At 41.3% G+C, this 9143-nt stretch carries 11 protein-coding genes; 7 read left to right on the top strand and 4 right to left on the bottom strand.

The window, feature by feature from the left end; translation table 11 throughout:
• Nucleotides 1–102 precede the first annotated feature (102 nt).
• Nucleotides 103–342 carry a hypothetical protein gene (locus E5A76_RS20410; protein WP_053989405.1) on the top strand — a complete coding sequence of 80 codons (240 nt, stop codon included), beginning with the start codon at nucleotides 103–105 and terminating at the stop codon, nucleotides 340–342.
• A 116-nt stretch (nucleotides 343–458) separates the two neighbouring features.
• Here E5A76_RS20410 and E5A76_RS11005 read toward each other — a convergent pair whose 3' ends face one another.
• The 3 genes from E5A76_RS11005 to E5A76_RS10995 form a co-directional block, all read right to left on the bottom strand.
• The gene (locus E5A76_RS11005; RefSeq protein WP_161118959.1) at nucleotides 459–1589 is read right to left on the bottom strand and encodes a flavin monoamine oxidase family protein; all 1131 of its coding nucleotides are present in this window, start codon (nucleotides 1587–1589) and stop codon (nucleotides 459–461) included.
• 2 nt (nucleotides 1590–1591) lie between these two features.
• On the bottom strand, nucleotides 1592–2305 hold the full coding sequence (locus E5A76_RS11000; RefSeq protein ID WP_237458781.1) for a cupin domain-containing protein: 714 nt from the start codon (nucleotides 2303–2305) through the stop codon (nucleotides 1592–1594).
• A gap of 64 nt (nucleotides 2306–2369) precedes the next feature.
• Nucleotides 2370–3143, bottom strand: coding sequence for an SDR family NAD(P)-dependent oxidoreductase (locus E5A76_RS10995; protein ID WP_161118958.1), 774 nt, complete (start codon nucleotides 3141–3143; stop codon nucleotides 2370–2372).
• 206 nt (nucleotides 3144–3349) lie between these two features.
• Between E5A76_RS10995 and gcvA the strand changes: the two genes are divergently transcribed.
• Together gcvA and E5A76_RS10985 are read left to right on the top strand one after the other, a co-directional pair.
• Entirely contained in the window at nucleotides 3350–4264 is a 915-nt protein-coding gene (gene gcvA / locus E5A76_RS10990; protein WP_161118957.1) for a transcriptional regulator GcvA, read from the top strand.
• 71 nt (nucleotides 4265–4335) lie between these two features.
• Nucleotides 4336–4497 carry a DUF2256 domain-containing protein gene (locus E5A76_RS10985; RefSeq protein WP_081001725.1) on the top strand — a complete coding sequence of 54 codons (162 nt, stop codon included), beginning with the start codon at nucleotides 4336–4338 and terminating at the stop codon, nucleotides 4495–4497.
• A 50-nt stretch (nucleotides 4498–4547) separates the two neighbouring features.
• On the opposite strand, the gene E5A76_RS10980 is transcribed toward E5A76_RS10985, so the two are convergent.
• Nucleotides 4548–6221: an RluA family pseudouridine synthase gene (locus E5A76_RS10980; protein ID WP_161118956.1), complete on the bottom strand. Its 1674-nt coding sequence runs from the start codon at nucleotides 6219–6221 to the stop codon at nucleotides 4548–4550.
• A gap of 259 nt (nucleotides 6222–6480) precedes the next feature.
• Here E5A76_RS10980 and E5A76_RS10975 point away from each other — a divergent pair, with 259 nt between their 5' ends.
• The 4 genes from E5A76_RS10975 (at nucleotide 6481) to E5A76_RS10960 (ending at nucleotide 9024) form a co-directional block, all read left to right on the top strand.
• Nucleotides 6481–6744, top strand: coding sequence for a hypothetical protein (locus E5A76_RS10975; RefSeq protein ID WP_161118955.1), 264 nt, complete (start codon nucleotides 6481–6483; stop codon nucleotides 6742–6744).
• A 110-nt stretch (nucleotides 6745–6854) separates the two neighbouring features.
• On the top strand, nucleotides 6855–7352 hold the full coding sequence (gene msrA, locus E5A76_RS10970) for a peptide-methionine (S)-S-oxide reductase MsrA (RefSeq protein WP_161118954.1): 498 nt from the start codon (nucleotides 6855–6857) through the stop codon (nucleotides 7350–7352).
• Between the two features lie 205 nt (nucleotides 7353–7557).
• Nucleotides 7558–8148 (top strand): hypothetical protein, encoded by a 591-nt coding sequence (locus E5A76_RS10965; protein WP_161118953.1) that lies wholly within the window; start codon nucleotides 7558–7560, stop codon nucleotides 8146–8148.
• A gap of 135 nt (nucleotides 8149–8283) precedes the next feature.
• The gene (locus tag E5A76_RS10960) at nucleotides 8284–9024 is read left to right on the top strand and encodes an AAA family ATPase (RefSeq protein WP_161118952.1); all 741 of its coding nucleotides are present in this window, start codon (nucleotides 8284–8286) and stop codon (nucleotides 9022–9024) included.
• The last annotated feature ends 119 nt before the right edge of the window (nucleotides 9025–9143 follow it).

Below are 9143 nucleotides of genomic sequence, written 5' to 3'. Positions count from 1 at the left end.
CTTATGTCTCTGCTTTTTTGTTTTTAAATCGTAATATAATTTGAAATATTATTATTTCCTGTATTAAATAGTCTAAGTCGTTGCCATTTAGAAGGATTTCAAATGAGTCAATTAAAGCTAGGAAGGCAGGTTATTTCTGATTTAAATTCCGTTGAATATAAATGGATTGAAACCCTTAATTACGATGGTCTAACAAAAACTGAAATAAATCAGTTGATTAAGCGTTGCTTGGGCGGTGATGATGAAAGCGCAGATATACTACGTCGAATAGCAATGAAAGAGTGTTCACCACTGTACTTATTAGATTATCTTGATAAATTATCAGTGAGTGTTGTGGATTGATAATTATTTTTACTCGCTATTTATATCTAATAGCGAGCGGAATATATCATGAAATACGTTTAGCTACGACATAATGATAAAGTACTAGCAGAATATAAAATCATTAGTCGCTGATATTATGCCTTAGCATTTTCTTTATGTAGGGCTATATAACGTGTAACACCAATGTTTGCCGCTTCAATTGCACCAGCAAGAAAACCGGGAAATTCCGGTGCCCATTCGCTAGCAATGCCTGTTATATTCCGAGCCCACGCCCCCTGAAAAGGAGCATTAGCAGGAGGCAAACTATGGCTCATCTCTTGCGTATCAAACGAAGTAGCGGTGAATGTTTCTTGCGCCCAATCTTGAATGATATGTGCTATTGGGGTAGCAGCTTGTTCACCAAATAATCGAATGAGTTGTTGCTGGCAATAAGCTTTTAATTGGGCTTCTCCAATCATTTTTCGCTGTGCGACAGGAATGCCAATAAAGCCAAACAGTGCCGCATTGTTATCCTGATTGGCTGAATGATTAGGCTCTGATGCATCATGAATTTCAACCATAGGACCAACCATACTACGTGCACTGCCTGATAGCCCTTGCTCTCGCCAAAATGGACGCTCATAAACCGCAATGTATTTAGCATGAGGTGCCATCCATGTCGCGGTGTTTTGCCACTGCGTGATCAATTCTTTAGGTAGTGATGGTGAGAACACGATATTGTGGCTGACTAAACGTGGTGGAATAGCCAACAATATGTGATCAACATTAACACTATGTTCTGTATCGGCATGGCTTTCTTGGCAGTGAACCGTGATTAAATCACGCTTGTGCTCTATTTGTGTTACTCGTGTTGATAGGTAAATATCAGGGTTCTTTAGTTTAGCTGCCAGCGCCTTAATAATACTATCCATACCGCCTGTTAATCGCATAGAGGTAGGGGAGGTCACAAAACCTGCTAATTCACGAGGGGCTTGCTCAAACGATTGTTCGACTAGCATATTGCCATCATCGTTTTGAGCAAAAACGGCTAAGCCTAAATCAGCAATCACTTGTGCAAATTGTGGCTGAATATCGGGCCAAAACCATGTCGGGCCAAGATCGAACGAGTATGGCTCATCATTGGGCTGAAATCCCATGATCCTACCGCCTAGAATGTCGCGAGCTTCGAGTAAGATATAATCTTGGATCCCTTGTTGCTCTAGTAAATAGGCAGCATAAAGACCACTTAGTCCGCCACCTAAAATGGCTACTTTTTTATGTGTCATGATCATGCCTCACTTTCAATATTCACAAATTCACCTTGTTTAATGTACACAATGGCACCTTGCTCACCGGCATACACTTGAGGTGTTGAGTGTTGTGGTAATCGTAACCAACTACCTTGGTGATATGTGATCCCATCACGTTTAACACTACCTTCCACAACCAATATTTCCGTTGCTGCCACTGTTAAATCGCATACTTGGTTATAGGTAGGGACTTTTTCTAAACTGGCTGTTTCATAACGATCATGAAACAAGACACAAACGGCTCTGCCATTGATACATTGCCAGTTCTTAAGATCCTTGGTGTTGATACGTTGTGTCTTGGTATCTTCTTCACGCATTTGCCATAGCTTGACAAAAATCGTCGTGCCTTGAGTGCTAAATGGCGTGTGCGTTGAAGATGGCGGATTGCGTAAATACCAGCCTTCAGAATAATCACCAGTGCTATCGGAAAATGTCCCTGATAGCACTAAGATCTCTTCGCCACCAGGGTGAATATGATGAGGAAATGATGATTGTGGTGCATAACGAACCACGGTTGTCGCACGGGCTTTCTCACCACCAATGCGATCTAACATCATGCGTTCTACGCCCGGTTGGGTCGATGCCACCCAATGGTAACGATCGGCACTAATGGTGACAGGGCGAGTAAAATCAGCGTTAACATGCATGATAGTCTCCTCGTAAACGTAGTAGTGAAGGGCAATGGTCGTCATACCATCACCCTTAGTGACACCAAAAACTTATTAATAACGTTTTGATTTAACGTAATTTATTGGTTTAGTTACGGCCTGCCATTACACCACCATCAACATCCCATACGGCACCTGTGACCCAATCCGCTTTATCAGACAGTAAGAACGTCACGGCATTGGCAACATCAGCAGGCGTACCAACACGACCAATTGGGTGGAAGTCGTTAAATCCTTGCAGGGCAGTGTGTACCTCATCTTTAGGAATAAAACCTTCATAAATTGGGGTTTGTACTACTGCCGGTGATACTGCATTGACACGAATATTGTTTGCAGCAAGCTCCATCGCTAAGTGTTGCGTCAGTGCATGAAGCCCTGCTTTTGCCATTGAATAGGCTGATGATGGTGTGGCAGCAATGGCTTGTTTGCCCCACATAGAGCCAATATTTACAATGGCGCCTTTACGATGATTGGCAATCATATTGGCCGCGACTTTTTGAGTGATGAAGAAAAACGCACGATTAAGCTGCATGTATTTATCGTAGTCATCACCCGTGTGTTCAATAAATGGTTTAGGGAAAAATACACCGGCAGCATTCACTAATAGATCGATATCTTGGTGCTTCTCATCAATGATGGCTAACAGTGAGTTAACCCCAGCCTCACTTGTCAGATCGGCAGTTAAAGCTTCAACAGAACCAAATTGAGCAAGATCGTGTTGTGCTTGCTCGGCTTTTTCTACTCGATGACCAACGACAACGGCACGACCGCCTTGTTCTAATACCTGACGGGCAGTTTCAAAACCCATACCGCTAGTACCACCAATCACTAGTAGTTTTTTACCTGCAAATAGTTCACTCATGGCTTTACTCTCTCTTTTTTCGTTGTCTTTATTATTCACTCTCAACAAAAGAAAAACTTTCATGTTAGTCTTAAGCTATTCGAGTCATTTTTATGATTGAGTAGCATTGATTAGCTGCTCATTGGCTTTGATGACATTTTTGTTGTTTTTGATGATTCCGACAAATGAGATAATCTGTCACTACGCTAAAGAAAAACTTTATCGCTATGAAATTACCTATACATTTAAATGCGTTGAAAGCCTTTGAAGCCAGCGCACGCCATCAAAGTTTTTCTGCGGCAGCGGAAGAGCTAAACGTCACCCCTGCTGCGGTAGGGCAATTAGTGAGAACCTTGGAAGAGTGGTTAGATACGCCATTATTTCACCGAGCAAATAGTGGAAAAATTCGGTTAGTGCCAACGGAAACGGCTGAGCGTGCGTTACCGGATATTCGAGCAGGGTTTGATAAATTAGCATTGGGGTTAGAGCTGCTTCAGCAAAGCCCGACATGCGGTATATTAACGGTCACTGTCAGTCCTGCGTTTGCTGCTAAATGGTTATTGCCACGGCTTGATTGTTTTCAAGCACTGTGTCCTGAAACGGATGTGCGGCTAGATACTAATTTAAAACCGATCGATTTCGTTATTCAGCGTGTCGATATTGGTGTGCGTTATGGTACGGGGAATTGGCAGGGGCTGGTGGCAGAAAAGCTCATGGAAGAAGAAGTATTTCCAGTGTGTTCACCACGATTATTAGAGCAAGCTGAAAGACTAACAAAGCCTGAGCAATTGCTACAAGAAACCTTAATTCATGATTTATCAATGGATGAACATACCGGATTTCCAACATGGTCGGCATGGTTAGAAAAAGCTGGCGTAGAGAAACATCAATCAGTCCATAATATTCAGATCAATAACTCAGCAGCAGTATTACAAACAGCGATTGATGGTAGCGGTGTGGCATTAGCACGCAGCGTCATGGTCAAAGATGATTTAGCAGCAGGGCGGTTGATACGGCTATTTCCTGATATCCAATTTGATTCACCACTGGCTTATTATGTGGTGTATAAGTCGGAATCTGTGGCGCTTGCCAAAACTCAAGTGTTTCGTGATTGGTTATTTGCTGAAGCGAAAGTTGAATAAATGTGCTGGTTTTGAATCGAAAATACGATTGAACACGTAAGGAAAAATAGTGAGTTCAACGAGAATTCAATGTGCACAAGAAATGCAATCTACCATCGAAAGTCTGTGTGGTTTGCCAACGTCCGTTTACTTGGCGTAAAAAATGGCAACAGTGTTGGGATGATGTGAAGTATTGCTCTGAGCGTTGTCGACGTTCAAAGCAACACATTTTAAAAAGCAGCAAGGCTGATTAAACACTCGATAGTAATGGTTCAGCCTTGCTATTTAAGCGTTTTCATTAACGTTAAAAATCTTCTGCGACTTCAAATACTACACGTTCGTTGGTGGTTGGGTGATTGAACGCTAGGTATTGAGCGTGTAAGCATAAACGTTCACCTTTTTGACCGTATAAGTCATCACCGACAATGGGCATATTCATCCCTTTAGCATGGGCTGAATGAACGCGAAGTTGGTGAGTTCGACCTGTTTTCGGGAAGTAATATACTTTTGTTTTGCCATCTTTACGTTCAAGCACTTGCCATGTGGTTTGTGCAGGCTTGCCGTATTGGTAACACACGATTTGACGAGGGCGATCGTCTAAATCCACTCGCATAGGAAAATCAATTACGCCTTCATTCGCTTCACTTGTCCCTTCCAATAGGGCAACGTAGCGCTTTTCTACCGTACGTTCAATAAACTGTTTTTGTAGTGCTTTGTGGGCATCCTTGGTTAACGCAATCACAATTAATCCTGATGTCGACATATCTAAACGATGGACAATCAACGGGCTATCGCTATCTGGGAACATGGCTTGCATTCGGCTATAGACTGAATCTGTAATGGTTTTACCGGGTACGGATAGGAACTCTGCCGGTTTATTGATGATCACCATGTCATCATCTTGATAAACAATCGTTAGCTCTTTGCCTTCGGCTGGGTTTTGCTCTAATGGGTTATCGTCGACGGCAATGCCTGCCAACATGTGCGCTAAAATAGGCTCACATTTGTTTTTTGATGCTTCATAAAAGTATTTATGTTTTAGCATTTGTGGTGCAGGAGATTTGCCCCACCAGAAGTGCGCCATGGTTAATGGTGTTAAGTCATGAGTAAATGCATATTGAAGCAGTTTGACGATGGCGCAGTCTCCTGCACCTTGTGGGATCACATCAAACAGTTGATTGAGATCTTTGTATTCCTCAAACTGGTTCACAAAGCGGTATTGGCTATGAATACTTTGTTCTAACTGTGCTGCTAATTTAGCTTGCTTGGCTTTCAGTTCAGCAAGCACAGTGGTATCTGTTTCAAGCTGTTCGCTCAGTGATAGCAGCGTTTGTTGCCACTGTTGGCGCAATGCTTTTTGCTGATGTTTGTCGTAAGCGCTTTCACGGGCTAAGCGATGAAACTCCTCGCTTTTAAAGGCTTCATCATCACTTTGCTCTGCTGCTTTACGTTGTAATTTTCGCTGTTTGCGCTGTTCAATCATCTGCAAACGAAAGGCTTCAGACTCTTGCTCTGCTTGTGTTTTCGCTTGGTTATATTGTTGCTGTAATTTAGCAAAACGAGGCGAAGATTCTACACTCGTTATTTCAGACGCTATTGCTGCAAGCTCAGTTTGTCCTGCATGGATCTCTGGATCGGTTTGCTGCGTATTAAACACTGGTGGTACAAAATGGGGCAGTTGAGTTTGCCCAGCAATATCACCTGAAAATGCTGATAGATAACCGATTTCGCCTTGTGCGTTTTGTACCACTAATACACCGAACATAGTGCCAATAGCATCAGTGTGATTGCCTTGTGTTAAACCATCTATACCAAAATCGTGTTGCCAGTCGGTTTGTGTTTCTAGATGTTGTTGCAACTCTTGTGCAGCTAATACACTGAGTGGATGTGGTTTATAACAAAAAGGATAAGTAAAACGTTCAGGTAAGGCGATAGCCTCAATCGATGAGCGAAATGGAGTAAAGATTGAATCGTGCATGGTGTTATCTATCGCAAAATGGGATGCGGATTTTACCACTCTATGGTGGAGAGTACGAGTGATAGGGTTGAGCTACAGGGTTAACAGGCATGTTCAAGCAGTAACAATACGTACAGTATTTTTATCCGCGCTATCTCTATCACATAGGTGATATTCAATTTCAAAAAGAAAAAGAAGAAAAACAAACAAAAAAGAAATAGGATTGTTCAACTTGCCTGATTTTTCAGCGTACAAATAATAAAAATTAAGGGCTTTAGCAATGAAACGAAATAACGTGACTGTTTCTTATATAAATGAAAGTGGTCAAGAGATAAGAGTTAGCATAGCTGAATTGAATATACACCTTGAAAACGAACAAACTTTGACTATTGCAAGCTCTCTTAGACAAAGTGAAAAAGGAATCACAATATCAGATCATAGTGCGAACGATGAAAATCGTAGAGAATATTCTGTTCTTCAAGTAACGCCTTGCGCATGTAACGTGATAGAGGTAAGTACTTCAAAAGAGATCTGTAAATCTTAAATCAACGTTGATCTGTACCCGTAAAGTTGGATAGTTAAGAACAAAACACATCAAAGAAATTTGGTAGGGTATATATCGAATTGGGATGTAAGAAAACGAAGGAATTAACGATGGCACAACAAAAAGCGATTTTAGCGGGCGGTTGTTTTTGGGGTATGCAGGATCTCATTCGTCGCCAAACAGGCGTTCTGACTACGCGTGTTGGCTATACTGGAGGTGATGTAGAAAATGCCACGTATCCTAATCACGGTACTCACGCAGAAGCCATTGAAATCATATTTGATGATAGCCAAACCAGTTTTGATAATATTTTGGCGTACTTTTTTCAAATTCACGATCCAACAACGACCAATCGTCAAGGTAATGATATTGGTACCTCTTACCGTTCGGCAATTTTCTATACTTCTGATGCGCAAAAAATGGCTGCTGAAAAGATGATTGCGCGAATTAATGCGTCTGGTATTTGGCCGGGAGTTGTTGTAACTGAAGTAGAGCCTGCCAGTGATTTTTGGCAAGCAGAGCCTGAACATCAAGATTATTTACTTCACCGACCTAAAGGTTATACCTGTCATTTCCCTCGTCCTGATTGGGTATTACCTAAAGAATAAGCCCCTCATATAAAGTAAAAGCATAGATAAAGACTCGTTATTGAGTCTTTTATTTAATTATTCCTCTCAAAATAGCGAAAGATCTTATACTGAATGGGCAATGATCTTTTATTCCTGCTTTGTTTGTGTATTCAGTTTCCAGTCACTGTGTAACGCATAAGATAGGATTTTCAAGAATAGAGAATGGCTATTAGGAGTCATAGTTATGAAACCATTACTGTTAGTTGCTTTAACTGTTTTAGCTTTTCAAGCGCAGGCACAAGATAAATACGTATGTAAGCGTGGCGACTCTGAACGCGTAATTGAAGTGGTATACACGAATCCTGGTAGTCAAGTTCCTTGTGAAGTTCATTACATAAAATCAACAGGCACAGAAGTGTTATGGGATGCGAAAAATGAAAAAGGCTATTGTGAAGCGAAAGCTAAAGCATTTGCTGAAAAGCTAACAAAACTTGGTATGACCTGCTCAGGCTTAGAGGCAGCATCAACCCAACCTACTGCTGCACAAGTACAGCAAGATGCCGCTGCGCCTTTGGTAGAAACACAGACGTATTCAAATTCAGCTCCTGAGACTCAAGTGACACCAGAATCTCATTCACAGGAAGCTTCAACTGCGGAGCCTATTCCGCATTCAGATCCTGCGCCAGCACCAAATGCAGAGACAACTTCGGCAAAAGAAACCTCAGCAGCAACAACAACTGCTGCTGAAGCTTCTGCATCAATGCCAACCGCGGAAGAGAGCGCAACGCAGCCCGCTACCAATGCTGCTGAAAAACCGCAAGGTCAGCCTGAATAATTTAGCTGAATCATTCTGGTGTTTTAATGAGCGAGTATGAATATCTCGCTCTTTTTATTTCAAATTGATGACAGATCAATGTTACCTTCTCGCAGTTAACTAAGAGAAGAGATAAGCAATATCGTTTGAGATGTTATGAACTTTGAAGAAAAGCCTTATTTACGAGAAATTGAATTAAAGCGCGACAAAATTGATAGCTACGATCAATTTCCTTTTTCTATTCCTGCTATTAAAGAACTGGATTTTATTGAGTTTCACCCTGATGTAACATTTTTTGTTGGTGAAAACGGGGCTGGGAAATCAACCTTAATTGAAGCTATCGCTGTTGCAATGGGGTTGAATGCAGAAGGCGGTAATAAAAATACAGGCTTTGCTACCGAGCAAACACACTCCGAGTTAGATCGCTACATCAAAACAGTAAAAAGCTTTAAACGCCCTAAAGATTATTATTTTTTAAGGGCAGAGAGCTTTTATAACGTAGCTACCTATTTAGATCAGCTAATACCGCCGCCATTACAAGGCTACGGTGGGCAGTCGTTACATCATCAATCTCATGGTGAATCTTTTATGGCGACGATTTCCAACAAACTGCGTGGTAATGGTTTATACATTATGGATGAACCAGAAGCAGCATTGTCGCCTGCAAGGCAAATGGCGGCACTGTCTGAAATTCACCGTTTGGTTGAAGATGGTTCACAGTTCATTATTGCTACTCACTCACCGATTCTACTTGCTTACCCAAGAGCGAAGATCTACCAGTTCAGTGATAATGGTATTTACGAAACCGCTTATGAAGATACTGAGCATTATGAAATTACTCGTAACTTCCTTAATCGTCATCAGCAAATGATGAAAATACTAATGGAAGAAGAGTAGGCACTGAAATATTTATTCGCACCGAAATATATCGGTGCTTTTTATTTTTATGAAATGAATAAATCAGCATATGAAAATGACAGTCTGTAATTTTTTAAAAATTATTATGTTCTCATATG

This window comes from Photobacterium lucens, assembly GCF_009873615.1.
GTDB lineage: Bacteria > Pseudomonadota > Gammaproteobacteria > Enterobacterales > Vibrionaceae > Photobacterium > Photobacterium lucens.
Note: the sequence above shows the minus strand (reverse complement) of the source record. Positions and strands in the feature narration are given on the sequence as shown.

Bases quoted from the DNA above. Each gene is read 5' to 3' on its own strand.
- E5A76_RS11005 (WP_161118959.1), bottom strand. From the start codon at position 1,589: ATGACACATAAAAAAGTAGCCATTTTAGGTGGCGGACTAAGTGGTCTT.
- msrA (WP_161118954.1), top strand. From the start codon at position 6,855: ATGGCACAACAAAAAGCGATTTTAGCGGGCGGTTGTTTTTGGGGTATG.
- E5A76_RS10975 (WP_161118955.1), top strand. From the start codon at position 6,481: ATGAAACGAAATAACGTGACTGTTTCTTATATAAATGAAAGTGGTCAA.
- E5A76_RS10960 (WP_161118952.1), top strand. From the start codon at position 8,284: ATGAACTTTGAAGAAAAGCCTTATTTACGAGAAATTGAATTAAAGCGC.
- E5A76_RS10980 (WP_161118956.1), bottom strand. From the start codon at position 6,221: ATGCACGATTCAATCTTTACTCCATTTCGCTCATCGATTGAGGCTATC.
- E5A76_RS11000 (WP_237458781.1), bottom strand. From the start codon at position 2,305: ATGACGACCATTGCCCTTCACTACTACGTTTACGAGGAGACTATCATG.
- gcvA (WP_161118957.1), top strand. From the start codon at position 3,350: ATGAAATTACCTATACATTTAAATGCGTTGAAAGCCTTTGAAGCCAGC.
- E5A76_RS10995 (WP_161118958.1), bottom strand. From the start codon at position 3,143: ATGAGTGAACTATTTGCAGGTAAAAAACTACTAGTGATTGGTGGTACT.
- E5A76_RS20410 (WP_053989405.1), top strand. From the start codon at position 103: ATGAGTCAATTAAAGCTAGGAAGGCAGGTTATTTCTGATTTAAATTCC.
- E5A76_RS10965 (WP_161118953.1), top strand. From the start codon at position 7,558: ATGAAACCATTACTGTTAGTTGCTTTAACTGTTTTAGCTTTTCAAGCG.